This window comes from Synechococcus sp. MIT S9509 (genome assembly GCF_047303035.1).
Classification (GTDB): Bacteria; Cyanobacteriota; Cyanobacteriia; order PCC-6307; family Cyanobiaceae; genus Synechococcus_C.
The window spans coordinates 1,064,598-1,086,962 of the sequence record NZ_CP138940.1 but is presented as its reverse complement, the minus strand read 5'-3'; the positions used below and the strand labels follow the sequence as shown (position 1 = coordinate 1,086,962).

Annotated in this window: 26 protein-coding genes; 13 read left to right on the top strand and 13 right to left on the bottom strand. The window is 56.5% G+C overall.

All coding sequences use genetic code 11. From position 1 onward, the window contains the following. Positions 1-151 precede the first annotated feature (151 nt). Positions 152-793, bottom strand: coding sequence for a helix-turn-helix domain-containing protein (locus tag SIB73_RS06040; RefSeq protein WP_413402100.1), 642 nt, complete (start codon positions 791-793; stop codon positions 152-154). Between the two features lie 150 nt (positions 794-943). Beyond that, positions 944-1,138, bottom strand: coding sequence for a hypothetical protein (locus tag SIB73_RS06035; RefSeq protein ID WP_413402102.1), 195 nt, complete (start codon positions 1,136-1,138; stop codon positions 944-946). Positions 1,139-1,270: 132 nt separating this feature from the next. On the opposite strand from SIB73_RS06035, the gene SIB73_RS06030 reads away from it, so the two are divergent. Further along, entirely contained in the window at positions 1,271-2,098 is an 828-nt protein-coding gene (locus SIB73_RS06030; RefSeq protein ID WP_413439747.1) for a dehydrogenase, read from the top strand. A 3-nt stretch (positions 2,099-2,101) separates the two neighbouring features. Here the strand turns inward: SIB73_RS06030 and SIB73_RS06025 are convergent, their stop codons facing one another. Continuing rightward, a complete protein-coding gene (locus SIB73_RS06025; RefSeq protein ID WP_413402106.1) occupies positions 2,102-2,383 on the bottom strand; it encodes a hypothetical protein in 282 nt (93 codons plus the stop codon). After that, positions 2,380-2,754: a hypothetical protein gene (locus tag SIB73_RS06020; RefSeq protein WP_413439746.1), complete on the bottom strand. Its 375-nt coding sequence runs from the start codon at positions 2,752-2,754 to the stop codon at positions 2,380-2,382. Before SIB73_RS06020 ends, SIB73_RS06025 begins: the two co-directional genes overlap by 4 nt. Before the next feature lie 24 nt (positions 2,755-2,778). Between SIB73_RS06020 and SIB73_RS06015 the strand changes: the two genes are divergently transcribed. Next, positions 2,779-3,510 (top strand): 16S rRNA (uracil(1498)-N(3))-methyltransferase, encoded by a 732-nt coding sequence (locus SIB73_RS06015; RefSeq protein ID WP_413402110.1) that lies wholly within the window; start codon positions 2,779-2,781, stop codon positions 3,508-3,510. Positions 3,511-3,536: 26 nt separating this feature from the next. Here the strand turns inward: SIB73_RS06015 and SIB73_RS06010 are convergent, their stop codons facing one another. Next, positions 3,537-3,938, bottom strand: a complete 402-nt coding sequence (locus SIB73_RS06010; protein WP_413402112.1) for an OsmC family protein — start codon at positions 3,936-3,938, stop codon at positions 3,537-3,539. A 232-nt stretch (positions 3,939-4,170) separates the two neighbouring features. Between SIB73_RS06010 and SIB73_RS06005 the strand changes: the two genes are divergently transcribed. The 4 genes from SIB73_RS06005 (at position 4,171) to SIB73_RS05990 (ending at position 6,304) form a co-directional block, all read left to right on the top strand. Next, entirely contained in the window at positions 4,171-4,485 is a 315-nt protein-coding gene (locus tag SIB73_RS06005; protein ID WP_413402114.1) for a hypothetical protein, read from the top strand. Then, positions 4,485-4,715 carry a hypothetical protein gene (locus tag SIB73_RS06000; protein ID WP_413402116.1) on the top strand — a complete coding sequence of 77 codons (231 nt, stop codon included), beginning with the start codon at positions 4,485-4,487 and terminating at the stop codon, positions 4,713-4,715. Before SIB73_RS06005 ends, SIB73_RS06000 begins: the two co-directional genes overlap by 1 nt. A 98-nt stretch (positions 4,716-4,813) precedes the next feature. Beyond that, a complete protein-coding gene (locus tag SIB73_RS05995) occupies positions 4,814-5,569 on the top strand; it encodes a ZIP family metal transporter (protein ID WP_413402118.1) in 756 nt (251 codons plus the stop codon). A gap of 204 nt (positions 5,570-5,773) precedes the next feature. Then, a complete protein-coding gene (locus tag SIB73_RS05990; RefSeq protein ID WP_413402120.1) occupies positions 5,774-6,304 on the top strand; it encodes a CAAD domain-containing protein in 531 nt (176 codons plus the stop codon). Between the two features lie 15 nt (positions 6,305-6,319). On the opposite strand, the gene SIB73_RS05985 is transcribed toward SIB73_RS05990, so the two are convergent. The 5 genes from SIB73_RS05985 to SIB73_RS05965 all read right to left on the bottom strand — a co-directional run bounded on the left by SIB73_RS05985 (position 6,320) and on the right by SIB73_RS05965 (position 9,154). Continuing rightward, positions 6,320-6,526, bottom strand: a complete 207-nt coding sequence (locus tag SIB73_RS05985; RefSeq protein ID WP_413402121.1) for a hypothetical protein — start codon at positions 6,524-6,526, stop codon at positions 6,320-6,322. A 112-nt stretch (positions 6,527-6,638) separates the two neighbouring features. Beyond that, positions 6,639-7,595, bottom strand: coding sequence for an alpha/beta fold hydrolase (locus tag SIB73_RS05980; RefSeq protein WP_413402123.1), 957 nt, complete (start codon positions 7,593-7,595; stop codon positions 6,639-6,641). 104 nt (positions 7,596-7,699) lie between these two features. Beyond that, a complete protein-coding gene (locus tag SIB73_RS05975; RefSeq protein WP_413402125.1) occupies positions 7,700-8,548 on the bottom strand; it encodes an acid phosphatase in 849 nt (282 codons plus the stop codon). A 112-nt stretch (positions 8,549-8,660) separates the two neighbouring features. After that, complete coding sequence (locus tag SIB73_RS05970) at positions 8,661-8,933, bottom strand: hypothetical protein (RefSeq protein WP_413402127.1); 273 nt, start codon at positions 8,931-8,933, stop codon at positions 8,661-8,663. Then, positions 8,930-9,154, bottom strand: a complete 225-nt coding sequence (locus SIB73_RS05965; RefSeq protein WP_413402129.1) for a DUF3721 domain-containing protein — start codon at positions 9,152-9,154, stop codon at positions 8,930-8,932. Before SIB73_RS05965 ends, SIB73_RS05970 begins: the two co-directional genes overlap by 4 nt. 230 nt (positions 9,155-9,384) lie before the next feature. Between SIB73_RS05965 and SIB73_RS05960 the strand changes: the two genes are divergently transcribed. The 4 genes from SIB73_RS05960 to SIB73_RS05945 all read left to right on the top strand — a co-directional run bounded on the left by SIB73_RS05960 (position 9,385) and on the right by SIB73_RS05945 (position 15,563). Further along, the gene (locus tag SIB73_RS05960; protein ID WP_413402131.1) at positions 9,385-9,759 is read left to right on the top strand and encodes a hypothetical protein; all 375 of its coding nucleotides are present in this window, start codon (positions 9,385-9,387) and stop codon (positions 9,757-9,759) included. Between the two features lie 46 nt (positions 9,760-9,805). Next, positions 9,806-12,910 carry an efflux RND transporter permease subunit gene (locus SIB73_RS05955; RefSeq protein ID WP_413402132.1) on the top strand — a complete coding sequence of 1,035 codons (3,105 nt, stop codon included), beginning with the start codon at positions 9,806-9,808 and terminating at the stop codon, positions 12,908-12,910. A 96-nt stretch (positions 12,911-13,006) separates the two neighbouring features. After that, positions 13,007-14,359, top strand: coding sequence for an MFS transporter (locus SIB73_RS05950; RefSeq protein ID WP_413402134.1), 1,353 nt, complete (start codon positions 13,007-13,009; stop codon positions 14,357-14,359). Positions 14,360-14,378: 19 nt separating this feature from the next. Then, positions 14,379-15,563 carry a saccharopine dehydrogenase NADP-binding domain-containing protein gene (locus SIB73_RS05945; protein WP_413402137.1) on the top strand — a complete coding sequence of 395 codons (1,185 nt, stop codon included), beginning with the start codon at positions 14,379-14,381 and terminating at the stop codon, positions 15,561-15,563. Positions 15,564-15,579: 16 nt separating this feature from the next. Here SIB73_RS05945 and SIB73_RS05940 read toward each other — a convergent pair whose 3' ends face one another. After that, positions 15,580-16,428: a formylglycine-generating enzyme family protein gene (locus SIB73_RS05940; protein WP_413402138.1), complete on the bottom strand. Its 849-nt coding sequence runs from the start codon at positions 16,426-16,428 to the stop codon at positions 15,580-15,582. 20 nt (positions 16,429-16,448) lie between these two features. Beyond that, positions 16,449-17,885 (bottom strand): sulfatase-like hydrolase/transferase, encoded by a 1,437-nt coding sequence (locus tag SIB73_RS05935; protein ID WP_413402140.1) that lies wholly within the window; start codon positions 17,883-17,885, stop codon positions 16,449-16,451. A gap of 165 nt (positions 17,886-18,050) precedes the next feature. On the opposite strand from SIB73_RS05935, the gene SIB73_RS05930 reads away from it, so the two are divergent. The 3 genes from SIB73_RS05930 to SIB73_RS05920 are packed head-to-tail and all read left to right on the top strand — an operon-like array spanning position 18,051 to position 21,014. Beyond that, a complete protein-coding gene (locus tag SIB73_RS05930; protein ID WP_413402142.1) occupies positions 18,051-18,767 on the top strand; it encodes a class I SAM-dependent methyltransferase in 717 nt (238 codons plus the stop codon). 1 nt (position 18,768) lies between these two features. Then, entirely contained in the window at positions 18,769-19,926 is a 1,158-nt protein-coding gene (locus tag SIB73_RS05925) for an NAD(P)/FAD-dependent oxidoreductase (protein ID WP_413402144.1), read from the top strand. Beyond that, a complete protein-coding gene (locus SIB73_RS05920) occupies positions 19,917-21,014 on the top strand; it encodes a type III polyketide synthase (RefSeq protein ID WP_413402146.1) in 1,098 nt (365 codons plus the stop codon). The genes SIB73_RS05925 and SIB73_RS05920 overlap by 10 nt, the downstream gene beginning before the upstream one ends. Positions 21,015-21,132: 118 nt before the next feature. Here SIB73_RS05920 and SIB73_RS05915 read toward each other — a convergent pair whose 3' ends face one another. Next, positions 21,133-22,353 carry an MFS transporter gene (locus tag SIB73_RS05915; RefSeq protein ID WP_413439745.1) on the bottom strand — a complete coding sequence of 407 codons (1,221 nt, stop codon included), beginning with the start codon at positions 22,351-22,353 and terminating at the stop codon, positions 21,133-21,135. Positions 22,354-22,365: the final 12 nt, after the last annotated feature.

The window sequence follows — 22,365 nt, the reverse complement described above, 5'->3', positions numbered from 1 at the left end:
TGAGTTATCCGGTCTTTCGATAGGTCCTGGTGTCTTGATTGATCGGCGCTGTATAATGAGATGCATTCTCAGCAGCTTGGAACGTGCCGGTTCATCAGCCTCAGAAAAAGAAAGGTTGCAAGAAATCCAAGTGCTCGAAATGGAAAGGCGGTCAGTGCAAATGCGGTCGGGGCTGAGCGAACAGTTCTTCCTGTTTGGTTCTCAGTTGAAGAAGATTTAGACGCATGGTTTTTGTTGCGACATCCACGTCGATGAGATTCTGTCGCTGCATCCATCCCAGGTGTCTGCTGACTGTGGGTCTGGTGCTGCTGATGATTTCGCCGATGCGTCTATGGGACAGCCCTGAGATCACAGACTGAACAGTGGAGGAATCCTGAATGTTTCTTGTTTTTGCAATTAATAATAACAATTTAATTAAACGCTCAAGGCTGTCTGCGGGTTGCTTGATTTCATAAAGATTGAGTATCCAATTTTCCAGAAAATAATTGGTATCACCCGTTTGGTCTTTTGGGTTGAAATCAACTTTTGATGGCTCAAGTGCTTCGATCATCAGTCTTCGCTGATTGTTCCAGGAAAATGAGCAGCTTGTGCCTGCATGGATTAATGCGAGTGTGGATTCAGTTTGGATATTTTCGCTTTCATTCACGCAATAAAGGCGAAGAAATCCATCGATTACACTTAATTGAAGACTCCTGTTTTCACTTTCGTTCGTGATAATTCGATGTTGGCTCGATTTTTTCAGCCTGATGACTGACCTGGCAGGAGTTATCTGATTGGTTCCGGCCTGCGCCATGTCATTGAATGGTGCGGACTTGACAGAACGCACCCTCGAGTCCCGTCGTTATAACAGTGCAGGCTTGCCTTTGATGCGTGTTGTTTGATACGCGATCGCTGCTGTTTCGTGATCGCATGGTCTGGTTCTGACTGGTGCCAGTCAACGCATTCAGATCCTGACCTTGCCCACCTCCGCTTGAAGAGGCGATCTGCCTGTGCTGATCAGAATCGGTTGACGGGTGTAGATCTCCACGCGGATTCCACTCCGCGCCACAACAATCAGCGTCCGGCTGAGAACCACGATTGAGGTGAGAAGAGCAATCGGCCAGATCAGGGCCATCATCAACGCGGTCAGATCAACCATGGTCTTCGAGCTTTCCAGTTCCTGAAATAGCAATTTCCGCCTCACTGCCGGCTTCGCTCAGTCCCTGACGCGGCGGGGGGGGGGTGACGAATGGAGCCAGGCCAGGCACTATGGTCGCCCATGTTGAATCCCATGCGTCGCATTGCCGGGCTCCTAGGGGGCTTTGTTCTTCTGGCTTTACCCGTGTCAGGGGCCGGTTTGATGGAGCTGCTTGACAGCATGAAGCCGGTTCGGCCCGAACGGTCGGCAGTGCAGCTTCCTCCTCTGCCCCTGACACCCGGACGTGGCAAGAACTGGGTCGGCGAGAGCATGCCCAGGCAGGATTCGTCGATTCTGGTTCTGGCTGGTCACGCCGATTCCCAGCGGATGTACGGTTCCGGCACGCCTGGCTGGGCTGTGGGTGTCGGTGGAGCTGCTCCGATGCAGGCGGGAATCACGGATGAGCTCTACTGGAACCTGCGCACTGCCCGAGCCGTCGTGGCTGAGGGCAAGAAGCAGGGTTTGAACATCAGCTTTTACGACCCCGGTGTACGCACCATCCGCAACGAGCGGGATCCGCGCACCAACTGGTCTGTGGGCCAGGACCATGCGTCCAAGGGGGGCTATGTCGTCGAAATCCACTACGACGCTTATTCACCCCATGGAATCGGTGCAGGGATCATTCCAGCTGTTGCCTATGGATTTTCCGTGATGGACGAAGCGCTGGCGAAGGAATTCGGTGCCTATCCCTACGATTACCGGGGCATGCTCGGAGGGCCACGCAGAGGTGTGTCGATGCTGGAAATCGGCATGCTCGAGGGAGCTCTGGAGAGGGGGCTGCGCGATCCAAAGCGTCGCAAGCTCACCCTCGACAACATTGCCAAGCGCGTTGTTTCAGCTTTGCGAGAAGGTATGGAACAAGGGACATCCCTGAGGGCGGTCTGCCCACCCACAACTGGAATCGCGGCTTATTGCCGTTAGCGCTCAGAGGGTGGTGTTCAGGTAGTCCTCCAGTCGATCTCTGGGGATGCGCTGATCCGAGACCGCATTCCCCACGGGTAGAAAGACAGGCGTGGTGAGTTGTCCATCGACCACCAGGGGGATGAGCGGTTGACGATCCACCCGCATCTCCGTACCGATTTTCTGGACGCAGAGCAGTTCAACGATTCCGTCGTGATGCTCGCGCTGGTAGAGCAGTGCATCCTCGATCCTGGCCAGATTGCATGGTGCAAAGCCATGATTGGCGACAACATCACTCAGCTTCAACGTCCAGAGCCCCCTGTTTGCGTCGGCACCAGCAAGCCCATGGATTGTCGAATGCGTGGGGAGATTGAGCGGATTGATTGTTCCAGGGCAAGTGCCTGATGCCATTCACCTGCCGCTTCAGCAGCCTCCTGCTGATCCCAGAGGAGCAGTCGTTCGCTGAGCAGTTGCAGCAGCGATTCAGAGTTGATTGTTGCGTCTGTTCTGTTTTTACTTTGTGCGTTTTTCATAGTCACACTGTCTGCGATTGAACCCAGATCATCAATGGGACGAAGGGTGTGATTGCCGTTCTCCAACGTTCGGTTCACCGCTTGTGCTCTTCGCTGGAGATTGTCGATTCGCATGAAACCAATGACAGCGCTTGCGCATGTCAAATCTCTTCAGCAAGGATTCGCAGCATGAATCTGATCCTGCTTTTTGCCGATGATCTCTGGTCAGGATCCAGCTGTTTTCTGGCCAATGGACGCCGTGCCGACCACATTCGTTCGGTCCTGCGAGCGGTGGTCGGCGACACGCTTCGGGTCGGCTTGTATGGCGGAGCGCAGGGAAGCGCTCGGGTCGATCTCATCGACGACACGGGTGTGAAGCTGTCTGTGCAGCTGACCGATCCATCGCCGCCGAGGCATCGCTTCGACATCGTTCTGGCACTTCCCAGGCCGAAAATGCTGCGACGAATTCTGCGAACAGTTGCTGAATTCGGTGTCGGGAACCTGCACCTGATCAACAGCGCCAGAGTCGATAAGAGTTACTGGCAGTCTCCTCTGCTGTCTCAGACCAGGATCGCTGAAGCCCTGATGGCTGGGATGGAACGCTCACAGGACACGATCGCTCCGGTGGTTCACTGTCATCAACGTTTCCGTCCTTTTGTGGAGGACCAGTTGCCTCAGCTTTGCAACGGTCGACCTTGCTGGATCGCCGATAAGGGAGCTCCGATCGCATTGTCCCAGACCCCTGCAGAGCCTGCGCTGGTGATGATCGGTCCTGAGGGCGGCTTTGTGCCTTTCGAGATCGGGCTTGCGACGTCGGTGATTGCGCAACGGGTTCACCTTGGTGACCGTACCCTCAGTGTTGACACGGCCCTGCCTGTGGTTCTGGCCCAGGGTATGTCGCTCGGTGTGTCGCCATCATGAGCAGGGTTGACTGCCCATGATGACGATCAGCTCCAGATCAGCTCCAGTTGAATCAATGGATCGAGGCTTCGCTTCACGGGGCACTGCTCTGCAACGCGTTGCAGCAGTGTGCGCTGTTCCTCGCTGAGATGTTCGGGCAGATTCAGATGCACGCGCAGTCTCTCAACTCTGCGTGGACCTGATTGGCTCATCTGCTTGTCCACATCGGCAGTGCTCCCCTCAATGGACCAGTTTCTGCTCCTGGCGGTGATTCCCATGATGGTGAGCATGCAGGTGGCCAGTGCTGTGGCCAGAAGGTCAGTTGGGGAGAATTCTTCGCCTTTGCCGGCGTTGTCGATCGGAGCATCCGTCATCAACACCGCAGCGGAGCCATGGTGTGTGGCTTCACAGCGCAGTTCACCGTTGTATCGACAGGACACGGTTGACATAAGTCCTCCAGGTGGTGCTTTCAAGTTGGCAGCACACGCTGTGAACGGTGATTTCTTTGTGCCGTGCTCTTGACTTGTTCCGGGTCTGTCTGTGTTTTGCCTGAGCACTAGGAACGAATCCCCAAGCGTTGAACGGTCTGGGTCAATGGTTCTGCTGATTTTCAAGTCATCTGATGGCTATAACCCTGTTGCACTTCATTGTTGATGCCTGTCCTTGATGGACAATGACGCCATGACTGATAACAGCGAACTGGCCGGTTTGCAGGCTCTCGTCGCCGACGTTGGCGGCGGCAATGTAATTGATGCTGAACTGCTCGAGGGATGTGCTGTTCAGGCTCATGAGCTTGATGAGATGGATGAGGATCAGGCTGCTCGTGTGGCCGCCCACTGTTTCTCCGTTCTTTTTGATCACAAGGTTGAGCAGCTTGAGGGCACTGCTGCCGACGCTGCGATCGGGGTGTGGCGCGGCAAGGTTGATGGCTTCGCCTTCACGATCAGTCGTGAAGATCTCGGTGATCTGGTGCTTGACTTCAGCAATCCTGATTGATGACCGTTGATGAGTTGCGCCAGGTTCTGTCCGAGCGGATTGGCCGGCCTGTTGAACTGCTGCTTTCGCGGGAAGGCGAGTCTGTCATCGAGTTGTCCGATCTTTATCAACCTTCTCCCGCAGGTTTTGGTGGGCGATTGTGTCTGCGTGATGGAACGGCGATGACCTGGGAGCTGTGGCTGGAGGACGGTGACAACTGGAATTTTCACACCGCGCCGTTGGCGGAATAACGGCGACCTGTTGATCGACGCCTGATCCTGCCTGCAGCCGGGATCTGATCAAGAATGAGAATCATTCCTAAAATCAGAGTCGGCAGCTTTCTGGGCGGATGTCGGATTCAGTTCTCAAGTTGGTGATGGTTGCCGTTGTGGTGATCATCTCTCTTGCAACAGGGCGGCCGGCGCTGAAGGCCATGCGTTCAGATCGACCGCTGCCTGCACTGGGGTTCGGCGAAGCCTTTGCCGCTGGAATTTTTCTTGGTGCCGGTTTGATTCACATGCTTGGTGATTCACAGTCGGCCTTTGATGCAGCCAACGTCGACTATCCGTTCGCGATGGTGATCTGTGGATCGGTGATGCTTCTGCTTCTGTGGATTGAGCACTTGGCCAATCGTGGGATGGAGTTCCCATCGGGCAACAGCAGGCTTCTGCCGCTCACTGCTGTCGCGATGTTGTCGATTCATTCGCTGTTGATGGGTGCCGCCTTTGGGGTGTCGTCCTCAGTGGCGTTAACGGTGGTGATCTTTATCGCTGTACTGGCCCATAAAGGCTCCGCAAGTTTTGCGCTGGGCGTGGAGCTTGGCCGTTCCGAGTTTTCCAGGCGTTCCGCCTGGCGACTCTTCCTGGTGTTTGTAGGGATGTTCCCTTTCGGTGCGCTTGTTGGTCAGGCCCTGAGTTCCGCTTCGGCTGCCCATCCATTGGTTGAGGCCTCCATCAGTGCGGCAGCAGCAGGAACATTCCTGTTTTTCGGCACTTTGCATGGTCTTGCCTCTTCACCGATGATCAATCGTTGTTGCAATCAGCGCGAATTCATTGGTGCAGTTGGAGGCTTCGCAGTGATGGCTGTTGTGGCGATCTGGACCTGAACATCTCGCACTGCGGCTTCTTGCTGTAACAGTCAGCGTCAGCTCGAGCTGAAGATTGGATATTTGTTGCATTAATTGTTGAGGATTGTTTGGAATCCGGTGGGCCTTGATGCGATTTGTTGTGAGAGGTTTTGTTTGCTTAATTTATCGTTCTGCACCTGATCATCTCCCGCATATTGGCAGCTTCATCTTTGAGGTGTACAGGTGAGTGAACATCCTGAGCAGAGTGGTGAGTTGCCGTTCAAGGAGCCTGTTGATGCCTCTGAATTGGATCTCGTCCTTGACACCACTCGGGGCGAGGAGAATCAAAGTGTTGAGCTGGCCAAGTCTCCACCCAGCGCTCCTGAAGCTTCACGATCCGTGGAGTCAGAAGATCATGAGGATGAATTTTCAGTCTCTCACCTCATCCAACAGCTTTTGCTTGGATTGGATTCGCTGAAGCAATTGAATCTCGAGAGCTTCATGCAGATTTATCCAATCTTTCTGATTATCTTCGGCTCCGTGATTCTCGGATTGCTATTGACCTTCGTAAGCGCTTTTTTAAGCTCAATGAACCATTTGCCGCTGGTCGGTGGTCTGTTTCAGGGGGTTGCCGAGCTGATTGGCCTTGTTGCGCTTGTGCGAATGATCACCTCGAACTTGTTGCTGCAACATCGGCGTGCAGAAGTCTTTGCACGAATTGCCGCTTTGAAAAAAGATTTGTTGGGGGGGATCTATGAGAACGATATTGGATGATTTATTTGTAACTAACTAATCTTCAATGATAAACCCAAAACTTTTGAAAATTTCGTCGTTGACGTGAGTGATCTTTCTGGTTCCCTCTTGTTGCTTGACAGCGAAACCGGTCTGAGCAAGACGTCTCATCAGAGCAGCTGTGTCTTCGAAACGCTCGGCCATGTCTTCAAGGGTTCCGCAATCGGCGGAGAGGGTGGATTCGTTCCAGGTGAAGGAGGCCATGGCGTTCAGGGGCGAGTTGGACCAGAGCTGCGTCGATGCAGATTTGACACGACTTTAAGGCTTTTGTCCGGTTAGTGCTGATGGCGCTGGTTACACAGAAGTCGCTGTTCGTTCAGCTGGCGACGATGGTCTGCGCCAGAAGAGTGCCGAATTCCTCATGCAGTCCCAGGCGTCCATCGATATCAGAGACACGATCCGCCTTGTCTGCCAGCGTCAACATTTCCCTTTTTGAACGAGGAGGTGCTTCGTTGGCCAGCACCACATGCGCAGGGCAGTGCAATTTCTGTATCTGTGTCAGCCACCACCGCGAGTCGGAGGCGGCGTCCAGCCCCCCGGTGACAAAAGCAACGCTTGCAAAGCGGGCACCCGGTTGCCGGCTGATTCGCTGCTGCTCGCGCAGACGTTCCGGTGTCAGCAGGTTGCGATTGACCCAGACATGACGCCGCAGCATCAGCTTCAGGATCGGCCGACTGGTGTTGAGTCGATAGAGCAGCGGTCCAACCAGTGGCAGTTCCACCAGACGCCTCACCCAGCTGAAGCTCTGTCCTGCCCGGCCGGTCATGGTGGGGAGGGGTCCTCTGAACGTGGGTGCAACCACCACGATCTGTGCCCATTGACTTGAGCATTGCTCAGCCAGCCCGAGAGCGATGGGAACACTGTGGCCAGCGGCAACGATATTGACCTTGACCTGATCAGCGGATTGCAGGTGTTGAAGAATGCCAGCAAGAAGATCACGCAGAACCTTCGCGTCGTAGGCAATCGCCGGGCGTTCACTGTCTCCAAATCCTGCCCAGTCGAAGCTCACCAGCTGGCAGCGTTTATCCATGGCATCAGCAAAGGCATGCCACTCACCACGGCTCGACACGGTGCTCAAGGCAGGCAGCAGCAGCCAAAGTTCGCCGTTTTCGCAACCGCGACGTTCCAGAGTGATGCGAACGTCGCGGTCGTTCAGCTTGATCTGGATATTTTCGGGAACACCACCGATCCGGGAATGCAGGTTCATAGTGATTTCAACGGCGTCGACTGATTGCAGGACTCCAGCTTCGGTCTGGACCAGGGAACCAGCCATGGATGTTGTAAAGATTTTTCGAGCCTCACTCGATCGGCCTCTCGCAAAGCAAAGGCCACCTGCGATGCACAGGTGGCCTGATCGGTCTTAACAGGCGCTCAGACTCAGGGTTGGAAGGCTCTTCTCTCCAGATCGCAGTCTCCATTGGGGGGCAGCCCCTGACGGCGCATGGCCTGAACTTCCGCTCTTGCGGCTCTCAGATCAGCGCGGAAAACCGGATCGTTCTGCAGCTGGGCCACGGTGCCTGAGGCGATGATCTGGCTGGCCTGAACATCACTCAGCCAGTGCACATTGCAGATGTAGCGGCTCTTTCCGTACTCGATTCCTCTGGCCAGGATTGCATCGCGACGTTCCGGTGCGAGCTCACTGAGAACCAGTGCCCATGCCCATCCAGCAGCGGTGTGGCCGGAGGGGTAGGAGCCATCGCTTCTCAGCATGGTTTCCTCGTCGGGTGTGCAGATCGGCTGGCCGTTGACCATGAACGGCCTGGGGCGCTGATAGTTGTTTTTAGCCTTGTAGGTCGCCAGGCCGGCGTCGGTCAGTGTGCGTCGCAGCAGGGTGTAAAGCCTCGGTGTTCCTTCCTTGGTGATCGGCACACCAAGGGTGCAGGAGTAGATCGCTGCGGCTTCAGGAAAATTCAGGTTGGCATCAATGGCGGCCATGTCCCAGCGCGGGCCTCCCTGCAGAGGAAAGGTCGATTCGGCATTGGCCACATCAAGGTCGTACTCGATGGACCCCTTCATGGGGTGTGCAGGCAGAAGCTTCAACGAATCGGGCACTGACTCAGGTGCCAGATATCCCTCGAGCAGGCCGTGTTTCACGGTTTTGAGATTCTCCGGTGAACCAACATCGGGTTCGCAGTAAGTCGGCGCCTGTGCCCCGGCCGGCAGACCTGAAACGCTGATACCGGCAATCAATCCCACGGCAGCGCAGCCAGACGCGAATCGACTCATCAAGGGTTGTTGTTGTTCTCGCAATCAACGCTTAGCAGTCATCCAGATTCATTAACAACATGTAGATCTTGAGGTCTGCACTCGTTGGATCTTTCTTGCCCCCAATGGATTGTCAGCTGCGGGGCTTGATCAGCAATGTCACTCCAGATGCTGTGATTACAACCGTGAGTACTCCAAGCAGCCCTGGATAAAACGACTGCAGGTTGATCCAGCCAAAACTGCCGGTGTGGATCTTGAGTAACCAGAACGCGTCAATTCCCTGTTCCAGCAGAAGGCTGTACAGGGACCCACTGATTGCCGTGAGCAGCAACGGCGCCGCTGCGATCGGAACGAGCCAGCGGTGAATGCGTCGAGCCTGACGCTGTGCACTGGGACTTCGCTTCATTGTTTGCGCAGTTGTTGGTGCAGTTCCCGCTCATTGGCGCATGGCATCCAGCGACCGTTGTTCTCATGAACCGCCTTACAGCCAATCTGTTCAGCGCGTTGGCGTGCTTCGGCTTCTGTTTTGTAGAGGCCTTTGCTGTGGGCCAGTACAGGTCCAGACATCGCAACACCGGAAAGGCCGACAATCGTTGTGCATGCAATCGTCAGAGCTGACAAAGCCATGATTCAGTAATTGAGGTGAATGATGAGCTCCTCTCGCTTGTTCAATCTGCTTGAGGTGCATCAATCTTGCCCGCGCTGAGTATGCCCTGGTTGTTGTTGAAGCAGTATTGAGTTCATCTGTCGCGTGTGCACGCGATGTCACAACAGTGGTCGCTGATAACCATTCTCACCACAATGGAGTCAACAACGGATTGTGTATGCGCGCTCTTGCTTTCACGTGTCTGGCTGTCATGGCCTCCATCCCCGCTCTCAACGAAGGTCCAGTGCTGGCCCATGCCGGACACGGCGACGAGTTTGTTCAGACCGGTTCCGTCCGCCAGGTGAAGGCCAACCCCAACCGCGATCAGATGCTCGGAATCGTTTCCGAAAAGCCCAAAGTGGAGACCAACGGCCAGTTGAGTGTGCCCAACGTCGCCATTGTCAAAGCCAATGGTCAGCCCTATGTGTTCGTCTTCAGCGGAACCACCTACGACCCGGTTGTGATCAAGCCGGGCTCTGTTTCAGTCGATCGCACCGTGGTCCTCGACGGTGTGACGGCAGACGAGAAGATCGTCGTCTCCGGTGCGTTGTCGATCTTCGCTGAATCGCAGAAGAACAAGCGCTGAACCCCGTCGTTGTCTGTCTGTCTTTCGGCGATTCAATAGTTCATCGATGTTCAACAAGCTGCTGAACAAGATTCTGCGCTGGTCGATCGCCCGCAGATGGCTGGTGCTGATCAGCTCCCTGATCATCAGTCTCATCGGTGTGATCAACGTTCTGCAGATGCCGTTGGACGTGTTTCCGCCGTTTGCACCACCTCAGGTTGAAATCCAGACCGTTGCACCAGGTCTCGCACCTGAACAGGTCGAGCATCAGATCAGTGAGCCGATCGAGGCGGCTGTGAACGGACTTGCCGGGGTCGATCTGGTTCGATCCGCGTCCAAGCCCGGTCTGTCGATGGTGCAGGTGGTGTTTCGTGATTCAGCCAGCCTGGAGCGTGCCCGGCTGGCGGTGTCGGAACGGTTGCAGCAAGTGCGGATGCAACTTCCCGAGTCGGCTGAGGCTCCCGAAATTTCGCCATTGCTTTCACCGCTGGGAACAATTCTTCAATACGCCTTCACACTTCCGGAAACCGCCTCCGCTGAGCAGGCCCTGCAGCTGCGCAACATCGTGGAGCGCACCTTTGAACATCCGCTGCTGGCCATTCCCGGTGTGGCCCAGATCACGATCTATGGGGGTGACAGTCCTCAGACTCAGTTGCAGCTTGATCTCAAGGCTTTGCAGGCTCAGGATGTCGACTTGAATGAGCTGGTTGAAGCCGCTCGCAATGCTCAGTTCAACGGACGCGGCGGGGTTCAGATTTCCGGTGGTCAGGAGCGTCTGATCCTCAGCGACCATGGCATCAGTCAAGACGATGACATCACGCGTTCCGTGGTGCGTGCGGGAGATGGTCGTGCCATCCCCCTCGGTTCGCTTGCGGAAGTGAGATCCGGAGCGGCGATGCGTCGCGGTGCCGCCAGCCTGAACGGACAACAGGCTGTTGTGTTGATGATCAACAAACAGCCTGATGTGGATACACCTCAGCTGACGCGCACCGTGGAAGACAGCATGCGCCAGCTTCAGACATCGCTTCCAGCTGATGTCTCGGTCACTCAGACATTTCGTCAGGCGAAATTCATTGAGATCGCCATCCGCAACGTCAGTGAATCTCTCCTGCTTGGAGTGGTGATCGTTGCGGTTGTGCTTCTGCTGTTTTTGATGAACTGGCGAACGGCCTTGATCGCCCTCAGTGCCATTCCACTGTCGCTCCTTGTTGGGCTCTTGTTGATGCGCGGGCTCGGCCTGCAACTCAACACAATGACCCTTGGTGGTCTGGTGGTGGCGATCGGCTCTGTTGTCGACGATGCGATCGTCGACATGGAGAACTGCTATCGGGGTCTGCGCAGCAACCGGCTTCAGGACCAGCCGCTACATCCTCTTGAAGTGGTGTTCAACACCTCGGTTGAAGTGCGACAGCCGGTGCTGTTCTCCACTTTGATCATTGTTGTGGTGTTCGCACCGATCTTCACGCTCAGTGGTGTGGAGGGGCGAATCTTCATGCCCATGGGAATCGCCTATGTGCTGTCGATCGTTGCTTCGACGGCTGTGGCGCTCACCTTGTCACCTGCACTCTGTGCCCTGCTGCTGAGTCGTGCCCCCTTGCCGGCTGCCGCGTCATGGGTGGAATCCCGTGCTCAGAGTCTGTACAGACCCCTGCTCGAGCTTGTCCTGAGATCCCCTCGCCGGGTGCTCGTGCTGGCCGTGTCTGTGGTGATTGCCACCCTGTTGATTCTTCCCAGCCTCGGCCGGGTTTTTCTGCCTGAATTCCGGGAGCAGTCACTGGTCAACTCCATGGTGCTGTATCCCGGAGTCTCGCTGGAGATGACCAGCCGAGCGGGTCGACTGCTTTCCAAGCAGCTCCAGTCAAGTGACGATGTGGAGTGGGTGCAGGTGAGAGCGGGCCGGGCACCGGGTGATGCCGATGGCGCCGGGGTGAACATCGGCCACGTCGATCTTGAGTTGAGTGATCAGGCCATGCGAGATCGTCCCGCCGCCATTGCCCGCATCCGTGAAGTGTTCGCTGGCCTGCCTGGTGTGGCACCCAACGTGGGTGGATTCATCTCCCATCGCATGGATGAGGTCCTGTCAGGGGTTCGCAGTGCCATTGCGATCAAGATCGCCGGTCCCGACCTTGAGGAGCTGCGGGATCTCGGAGAACAGGTCCGAGATGCGGTGGGCGAGGTTTCCGGTGTCGTTGATCTGCAGCTGGAGCCGCAGTTGCCCGTGCCTCAGATTCAGCTCCGGATTGATCGCGAGGCGGCATTGCGGGAAGGAGTCAGCGTCGCAGCACTGGCACGAGCCGCTGAGGTGGCCCTGCATGGAACGGCCGTCGGCCACGTGTCATCCTCCGGGGTCGCTGTCCCGCTTGTCGTGACGCTTCCCAGGGACCAGCAGGGTGACCTGCAGTCACTGCAGAATCTTCCGATTCGCACCGCCAATGGTCTGTTGAAGCCGCTCGGCGATTTCATGACCTTCGAACAGACGACGGGGCCCAATGAGGTCAATCGCGAGGATGTTTCCCGGCGAATCGTTGTATCAGCCAATGTTGCCGGACGCCCTCTGGGACCGGTGGTGAATGACATCCGTCGCCGTGTGAAGCAGTCGGTGACACTTCCTTCCGGTTACACCCTGCGCTACGGCGGCCAGTTTGAGTCTGAACAGCGAGCCACCCGTTCTCTGGTGCTCTACAGCCTGCTTGCCGCTGTGTTGATTGCAGCAGTGATGGTGGTCGCTGTTCGCTCTCTGCCAGCGACGGTCGCCATCCTGCTCAATCTCCCCCTTGCGCTGGTCGGGGGACTGGTTGCCGTTCTTCTCAGTGGTGGTGTGCTGTCCGTGGCATCGCTGATCGGCTTCATCACCCTGTTCGGCGTGGCAGTCCGTAACGGGCTGTTGCTCGTGGACAACTACAACCGACGCCACCAGAGCGGAGAAAGCCTGAAGGAATTGATTCGTGCCGGCACCCTTGATCGTCTCAATGCGATTCTGATGACCGCTCTCACATCGTCCCTGGGGATGCTGCCTCTGGCTCTGGCCTTCGGAGCTGGCAACGAGATCCTGCAGCCGTTGGCGATCGTGGTGCTGGGTGGTCTGATCACCTCGACACTGCTGACGCTGGTCGTGATTCCGGCCCTTTATGCACGGTTTGGATCCAGGTTGCTTGCAGAGGCGAGCCGCTGAATGTTCCGGTGTCGTTTAAAGCAACCATGGCTAGCAAAGGATGCTGCTCATTCGTCAGCGACATCCCATCGCTGATCGATTTTCGCGTCGATCGAGATGCAACAACGACCTCCAGGAGGCCGGCCGGCCCATGATGCGGCCCAACGACATCTCAAGGCCTCTCGCCTGCGCGCGAAACGGGCCCGTCAGGGCTGGCGGCCCTGGATGTTGTTCGGTGTTGCGTCGCTCTTCTATTTCTATGAATTCTTTGCACGGGTCGCTCCCGGGGTGTTGCACTCAGAGCTGATGAAAGTGTCCGGCGCAAGTGAAGGCGCGTTCGGCTTCTCCATGAGTCTTTATTTTCTGGCCTATGCACCGGCTCAGCTGCTCGTTGGGCGGCTGCTCGACCGACATGGTGTTCGTGCCGTTGCGGCGCCGGCATCGCTACTTGTTGCACTCGGATGCCTCCTCTTCGCTACATCGGACAACATCGTTCTGATGGGTCTGGGTCGTTTTTTTCAGGGGCTCGGCAGTTCCGTGGCCTATCTGGGCGTGATCTATCTCTCACTGATCTGGCTGCCCCCTCAGCGTCACGGCATGGTTCCGGGGATGGTCACCGCCATCGGAACGCTGGGGGCGGCGACTGCCCAGCTGCCTCTGCTGTTGATTTCAGATCAGTTCGGTTGGCGAATGCCGTTGTTGATCGGCTCTGCGGTGGGCGTCATCATCGCAAGTCTGATCTGGTGTTACCTGCCAAGACGGCCGAGCTGGTTTGTGGAGCTCATGCGGCAGGACGGTTTCGATCCACAGAGTCCCGAACCGATGGGCTTCCAGCTCAACAGGATTCTCCATCAACCCAGCCTCTGGATCCTCTCGCTTGCCGCTGCAGGCATCTATCTGCCGGTTTCTGTGATCGGTGATCTCTGGGGTGTGTCGTTCTTCGGAATCGAGGCCGGTCTTCCCAGTGACCAAGCGAGTCTGATCACCACCGTCGTGTTCATCAGCTTCGCCATCGGCGCCATGGTGGCCGGCCACTGGTCCGATCGCATCGGCCGCCGCAAAGTTCTGTTTTCATCAGGGGCCATCAGTGCCGCCAGCTTCGCTCTGCTGCTCTGCTTCACAAGTCGCTTGCCGGTCAGCGTTGTGGTTGTTCTGGTCGGAGCGCTTGGGTTCACCTCCGGCAGTCAGCAACTGGCTTTCGTGATGGTTGCCGACACCGCCAAGCGGCATACGCGAGCGATCACACTCGCTTTCGTCAATTTCGTTGTGATGTTCTTCCCGGTGATTGTGCAGCCGACCGTCGGTCTGTTTTCTCAGTGGGGCTTGCCGGCCGGTGCCAGGCCGTCATCGATGCAGGAGCTGCAGGGATATTCGGTTGTGGTGGTGGGCATGCTGGCCGCGGCCGGCCTGAGTCTTCTTGTGCAGGACACCGTGCCGCGAGCTGACGAAGACGTTGTGTTGAGCCATTGAACCCAGACAGGTTGCCGCTGTGAGTGAATCGTCTCCGACTATTGATGTACTCGTCATCGGCGGTAACGGACGCGTGGGTGCATCAACGGTGCGCTGGCTTCACACGCTCTCCTGTCGATGGCCTGAGAGTGTTCCACTCAGGCTTGCCATCGGAGGGCGCAGCAGGACCAGATTTGAAGCTGTGCGGAAGCGTCTGAAGCTCCCGGAGCTTGTTTTCAGATCGGTGGATCTCGATGCGGGAATGGAGTCGCTTGTCACAGCTGTTCACGGCGTCAGGCTTGTTGTGCACACGGCAGGACCGTTTCAGGGGCGAACGCAACCTGATCTGCTCCGGGCCTGTATCGCCTCGAGGGTTCCCTATTGCGATGTCTGCGATGAATTCAGCCTCAGTCGTCACGCCAAGGGCCTCTTCGAAGATGCGGTTGCAGCGGGTGTACCAGCTGTGGTGTCGTGCGGCATCTGGCCTGGCGTCAGTGCGCTGATGGCGGCTGAAGCCGTTCAACAACTTGGTGGACCACAGATCTGCGAAGGCTTGGAGTTCAGCTTTTTCACGGCCGGCACCGGTGGTGCAGGACCAACCATCGTCAGTGCCACCTTCCTGCTGCTGGCCACAAGGGTGTTGACCTACGTGGACAGCATGCTCACTGAAAAAGAGCCATGGACCGAGCGCCGGGTCGTTGATTTCGGTGCAGGTGTGGGAAGGCACGCCTGTCTGCTGCTCGATAACCCCGACGTTCCCACGACCGTTGAATCACTGGCTGTGGCCAACTGCGCGTCGCGTTTCGGCACTGCACCAGGGGTCTGGAACAGTCTTTTCGCCGTCATGAAACGCCTGCCGAGAGGTCTGCTTGTCAATCGAGCTGCGATGCAGCGCCTGGCGCTGTTTTCAATGCCCATCATCCGTTTGGTTGACAAGCTCGTTGGTGCCACCAATGCCATGCGTGTTGATGCTGTCAGCAAGGCTGATGCCGGATCAGGCATGCCTTTGAAGGTCACGCTGCGTTGTGTGCATGCGGATCTCGAAGACTGTGTCGGTCAGGCCACAGCTGCATTCGCGATGGAAATGCTGCGCGGGCGTGCAGGTGCCTCCTCCGCCGAGCGGACCATTTCAGCAGGTGTCTGGTACCCGGTTGAGCTGCAGGCAAAGGCACGCACCAACATCCTTGAGGTGGCCAGAGAAAACGCACTGGTCTGGGAGATTTGAGTCAGGAGCAGGATGATCACTGGGGTCTCTGCCGCGAGATGCAGCGGAACCCCAGGTGGCTGGTGCTTTCTCCGGCTTCCTGTGGAGAGCGGGCAGCTGGGCGGAAGCGGAGGCAGTACTGAGGTGAACAGAGGTGTGAGCCGCCTTTGATGATTTTCAGGTCGCCGCCGGCTTTTGATCCTGAGCAACAGCAATGGGCACTGGGAGTGTCCTGCCAGGAACTTTCCGTCCACTCCCAGACGTTCCCCGCCATATCGAAGAGGCCGTAGCCATTGGCAGGAAAGGTTCCGACCGGTGAGGTGCCCTTCCATCCATGGGCCCCATGATTGTCAAACGGGAAGTCGCCCTGCCAGGTGTTGGCAAACAGTGTTTCCCCTTGATTGGGCTCCTCTCCCCATATGTAGGTGGCACCTTCGATTCCTCCACGCGCACACCATTCCCATTCCGGCTCCTGAGGCAGTGCAAGCCCGGCCCAGGCCGCATAGGCGCGGGCGTCGTGCAGGGAGACATGCACGACGGGATGATCCATCCGTGCCTTCAGATCTGATTCGGGCCCCTCGGGGTGATGCCAGCTGGCACCAGGAACCCAGGCCCACCACTTTCTCCAGTCGTTGAGTGCCACCGGACCCTCTGTTCCAACGAACACCACCGAACCTTCACGGTCATTTCTCTCAGCGGTTGTGACGTATCCGCTGTCGCTGACGAAGTCCCTGAACTGTGCGTTCGTCACCAGCTTTGACTGGATCAGAACATCGTCGATCTCAACCGATGTGGTCGGTGATTCCTCGATGTAGAACGCTGTGGATCCCATCAAAAGAGATCCACCACGAACCAGAACGAGGTCTTGCGTTTTGGCTTTGTTCAACTGCGATTCTCTCGGCTTCGTTACTGGGGAAACGACGTCATGCTGAAAGTTGGAGGGTTTGGATGCTCCTTGATGGAAGTTAGATAGTTGCCGACGATTTTCATGTACGGACCCAGGACCCAGGCACATGTTCCGACCACATTGAATTCCTCCTTGGGGTCCCGTTCGATATGGAACAGCGATGGATAACCCATCCCTTCAGCCCGATAGGCACAGACGCCCAGAGACGATGGGTTGGTCTGCGACTGGATCACCTGCTTCGGGTAGATACGCCATTGTTTCCAGCGAACAGCGGCAACTTCACCACCGATGAAGCTGATCAGATGATCGCGGCTCGATTGTTCGCTTTCACCCTTGAAGAATTTCAATTGATTGACGCCGTCATAGGCACGATCGTCCGGGAGCTTTGAGCCCAGTATTCCTGCGATCGTTGGCACGAAATCGTGAATCGACACCATTTCATTGCTTTTTCGGGCAGGGATGTTGCCTGGCCAGGACACCATGCCAGGAACCCGCAGGGATCCCTCAAGCACGTCGCCGACTTCGCCCCGGAAGGGGCCCGGTGAACTGCCCTTGAAGTCGGTGCTGATCACCTGATTCTGAACCGGCCCGTTGTCTGACAGGTAGATGATGATTGTGTTGTCCCTGATTCCCGCTGCTTCGACAGCGGCCACCACCTGTCCCACACGATGGTCGTGTTCCATGAGCATGTCCCCGTAGGGACCTGACGACGACCGGTTCTCGAAGTCACGGTGTGCTCCCTCCGGATAGTGGACGTGGGACCATCCGACGTAGAGAAAGAAAGGATCGTCGCCAGCAGACTTCTCTTTGATGAATGACGTCGCTGCATCGGCGATGTCATTTTCGACATGACGGCGGTAGTCGAGGTCGTAAGGGCGAACACGACGCAGGCTTCCGTCATCGTTCGACTCCCAGATGTGCGACTGGGCCGCTTCGATCTGCTCCTCACTCAGGCCTGAGCGACGCATCGTCTGGGGATAGAGGGTGGCATCGGTGGTTTCCAGAATGCCGACGCGATAGGAGTCGAATCCCTGGTTGGTGGGAATGCTCTGCTCCTCTTCGCCGAGATGCCACTTGCCGACCATTCCAGTGGAGTAGCCGTTCTCCTTGCAGATTTCCGCCAGCGTCAACTCGCCTGCCTGGAGTGTGCTGGGAGTTCCACCCACAATGATGCTGTTCAATCCGGAGCGGACGCTGTAACGGCCGGTCATCAAACCAGCTCGAGAAGGCGTGCAGCCGGGCTCCACAAAGAACTGGGTCAACATCAGGCTTTTCTCAGCCAGATCATCCAGATTCGGTGTCGGCATGCCGCGAAGATCGCCGCCGCTGCCGTAGCAGCCGAGATCACCGAAGCCGATGTTGTCGGCGAGCATTAAAACGATGTTTGGCCGCTCGGTATCGGCCTTCCAGGAAAGGTTCCCAACGGTTCCTGTCATTGTCTGAGCGAAAGGCGTTTGTTGTTCTGATAGCTCGTTTCCCTGTTTCGCTTCCCAACACCAAGCTCATCTCGCACAAATGGGAGCCAGACCTTCGAATCAAATCAGTGCGAAGCGATCAGTGCTGGTCGATGCCTAGCTTTGGATACTGTTCAGCTCACGTCGATGATTCCGGGCCAGCTCCCGATGCTGCGTGATCGCAGGCCCGAGGTGATGGATCAGCCTGGGCTGGATCCTGCCGATCATGACCGGGCGCTTCGAGGCCTGCGCCGGATCAATGCCGTCAGTGGCTGTGTACCAGGTCTGTTTTGCCACCTTGAGTCGCTGGCGCTTGAGAATCCAGCAACCACGCTCAGCGTGCTTGAACTGGCCTGTGGAGGAGCTGATACAGCGATCAAGCTCGCCGCACTGGCTCAGCAACGCCAGTTGAAAATGACGATCCACGCCTGCGATCTCAATCCTGAGACCGTGCGCATCGCACGCCGCAACGTTGCCAGGCAGAACAGCAGTGTTGATCTGTTTGTTGCCGATGCGCTCGACCCCCCTGAAGTCAGGATGTTTGATGTCGTGTACTGCACCCTTTTCGTTCATCATCTCGATCCTCCAGAGGTGGTGAAGTTGCTGACCGTGATGGCGGCGAAAGCGCGACGCCTTGTGCTGGTGGATGATCTGATCCGCAGTCGTCTGGGCTATGCGCTGGCCTGGGCCGGCACTCGTTTGCTCAGCCGATCCTGGGTGGTGCATCACGACGGCCCACTGTCGGTGAAAGCGGCATTCACTCCTTCGGAAATTCTTGATCTCGCCGCCGAGGCGGGTCTGCAAAATCCCGTGCTCGAGCGCAACTGGCCTGAGCGTTACCGGCTTAGCTGGAGACCCGGCTGAGATGCGGAACAGCTGGGATGTGGTGGTGATCGGGGCCGGAGTTGCCGGTGGACTGGCTGCTTTTGATTGCGCACGCCGAGGTCTGTCTGTCCTGCTCGTTGAGAAGCGCTCCTTTCCACGCTGGAAGGTCTGCGGTTGTTGCATCAATGCCAATGCACTGGCTGCACTGGCTGCCGTGGGGCTGCCGGAGCTGATCCGTGATCAGGGAGGTGTCCCCCTGGATCAAGTGCGTCTCGGCTTGAACGGCCGGACGCTCAATCTGGGGTTGCCCGAAGGCTGGGCACTGTCACGTGAGCGTTTCGATCAGGCGTTGGTCCATGCAGCCGAGGCGTCAGGAGCCACGGTGAGATTCCAGACCGGTGCTGTCCTTGAGGAGACTTCCGCCGAAGAACGCGTGGTGCGATTGCGTCCTTCCGGTGGGGCACCAACAGAGCGGATTCGGGCCCGTGTTGTTCTTGTCGCGGCTGGCTTGCAGCATCAGGTTCTGGCATCAGGCGACCGGGACACGACCAGGATCGATCCGGAGTCAAGAATTGGAGCAGGCTGTCTGATCAATGACGACGAGGTCGCTTATGCAGGCGGAATCATTCACATGGCCATCGCTCGTTGTGGTTATGTCGGTCTTGTGCGCCGTGAAGACGGTGCTCTCAATCTGGCCGCTGCCTTCGATCCCAGTGCGGTGAAATCTGCAGGTGGTGTTGCTCATGCTGCGGATCAGGTTCTGCGACGGGCTGGATTCGTCGTCCCTCGAGCTCTGGAGACATCACGTTGGCAGTTGACTCCAGCGCTGACGCGCCGTGCCGGTGTATCGGCGGGTGACCGCTTCCTGCTGCTGGGAGATGCCTCCGGTTATGTGGAACCTTTCACTGGTGAAGGTATGGCCTGGGCTCTTGCTGCGGGAGGGGCGGTGGCTCCTTTCGTGGAGGAGGCCCAGGGATGCTGGAGTGGCGATCTTGAGCAGCGATGGCAACGGAGGCTTGAGGAGATGACGGTGAGTCGTCAGCGTCTGTGTCGCCTGTTGTCGATGTTGTTGCGTCAACCGAGCGCTACAGCCGCAGTGTTCAGGCTGGGATGCCTGTGGCCCGCAATCCCTGAGCGTGTCATCACTGGACTCAATCGGGCTGTTCCTCATACGTTTTGCGCTGACCCATGCCACTGACACTTCACGGCATCGGAACAGCAGTGCCGGCTCAGCGTCTCAGTCAGTCGGAAGCACTGGAGGTGGCGCATCGCATCAATGCCGGCAGTGCAGATCAGAAAAAGCTGATGAACAGGATTTACAGCAAAACCACCGTGCGCTCACGCGGAAGTGTGCTTCTCAACAATGACGTCGATGAGGGAGTGAGTCGTGATCGTCTGAGTTTTTACGGCAGCGAAAGCCCTGGAACACGGGAACGAATGCAGGTCTTTGATGAGCACGCAGGTCTGCTTGCGTTGCAGGCCGCTCGTGATGCGCTGAACGATGGCGGGTTCGCGCCATCGAGGGTCACCCATCTCGTGACGGTGAGCTGCACCGGCTTTCAATCTCCGGGGGTTGATCTGTTCCTGATGGAAAAGCTCGGACTGTCAGCGGCAGTGCAGCGAACTCATGTCGGCTTCATGGGATGCCATGGGGCACTCAACGGCTTGCGTGTTGCCCATGCTTTTGCCGAGATGGATCCAGGTGCGGTGGTGTTGCTCTGCGCTGTTGAGCTGTGCAGCCTGCATATGTCGTACGGCTGGCATCCCGAACAGGTCGTGGCCAATGCGTTGTTCGCCGATGGAGCGGCAGCCGTTGTCGGCTCGACTGGTCCGCCGGCATCTGATCGCGACCTTGTGCTGCAGTGCAGTGGCTCAGTGGTGATCCCCGACAGTGCAGATCTCATGCACTGGGAGATCGGAGATCACGGTTTTTCCATGGGGTTGTCGCCAAGTGTGCCGGAAACGGTGGGTGCAGCACTGCTCCCATGGTTGCAGGACTGGCTGCAGATTCGGGCCATCGATCTCGCTGCGATCCGAAGCTGGGCTGTGCATCCAGGTGGCCCGAAAATTCTCTCGACCTGCGCTGAAGCGCTGGCTCTGGATTTCAGGCTTCTGGAGGACAGTCGAATCGTGCTGCAGGACCATGGCAACATGTCGTCGGCGACGATCCTGTTCATCCTCGAAAGGTTGCGTCGCCGATCGGTTTCCGGCCCCTGCCTTGCACTCGCCTTCGGCCCGGGATTGAGTGCAGAGGTGGCACTTCTCGATCTTCAGATTGCCGCCTGAACGAGTCCGCGGAGCACATTCATCCTCGATGCCTTCTGCGGCTACGTATTGGTGCGATGGACACAACCCGGAATAGGGCATTGAGGTGGTTGATTTCTGTCCTGGATACGATCTCAGGTCATGGCGTCACTCTGCTTAATGCAGGAACGTCTTTCCATTGCATCAACACGGCAACCATTGCAATCCCACCACATGCAATGGCGAAGAAGAATGGCGCTTGTGGACCTACAGAAGCGATCAATTGACCACCGAAAAACGAAACAAGAGCGGCGCCAATCGTGAACAGTGAAGTTGCGAACCCCATGACCCAACCCTGTTCATCTTTATCAACAGACTCAGAAAATCCCGTCAAAACTGTTGGATAGCCAATTCCATGCAGAATTCCGACAGGAAGCATGATTGCCAGGGCCAAGGGTCCGGAGGTGATGAGTAAAAATATGGCAATACAAATGCAGAATAAAGCCGTGCAGGAAAACATAATTGTGCGCTTTGAAAAACGTACATTTATTAGCTCAACCAGCACGCTGCTGGAAGCGGCAAGTCCAATACCCATCAAAAACATTGCAACACTCGAACCTATGGCCCCATAGCCAAACCGTGTTGAGAGGTTGGCTGATACAAAAACATAGAGCCCTAAAACACATAACATGTACGGAAAGTATGCTGTTGCAACGCGTTGAATCGATTGTCTGTTCAGTGCGTCAGTCAGTAATTTGAAGACGAGGAATGGGTTGATGTCCATTGGAATCGATTCTCTTTTGATATCTTTAAACCCAAAAAATACAAGTAGTAAGCCAGCTAGACTTAATAAGCCACCCATCACATATGGAAGTTGTGGCGAGGCGAAATTACCCAATAGATTCTTGTCAGAAAACAGTCCTCCAATGATGGGACCAATGACAAGCCCAAAGCTCATTCCTACGGTGACAAGACCCAGGTTTCGTGCACTTTCACGCTCATTTTTTGCCAGATCTATCATCGCTGCTGCAGCGATAGGCTGGGCTCCAGCTGTAAAACCAGTGATCGCCCTTGAAATCACTAAAAGTGCATAATTGCGAGAAATAATTCCCGCTGTTGCGATTGCATACCCTGCGATAGCGCCGAACAGGCAAATAAGAATGCCCGACTTTCGCCCAATACTGTCTGACATTTTTGAGATATACAGCGATCCAAAAAACCACGTTAGAAAAAATGTGCCAATAGCTATTCCATAAAGAATCGCACCATTGCTTGGAGCATTTGTACCTTGAATAAATCCTCCATTGGGCTGTATTAGCAAGGCAGCAAAAATAGGAAAAGCGAGGCCTTGTCCCATGACGTCGACAAAGCAGGTGAACATGAGTGCGAAAAT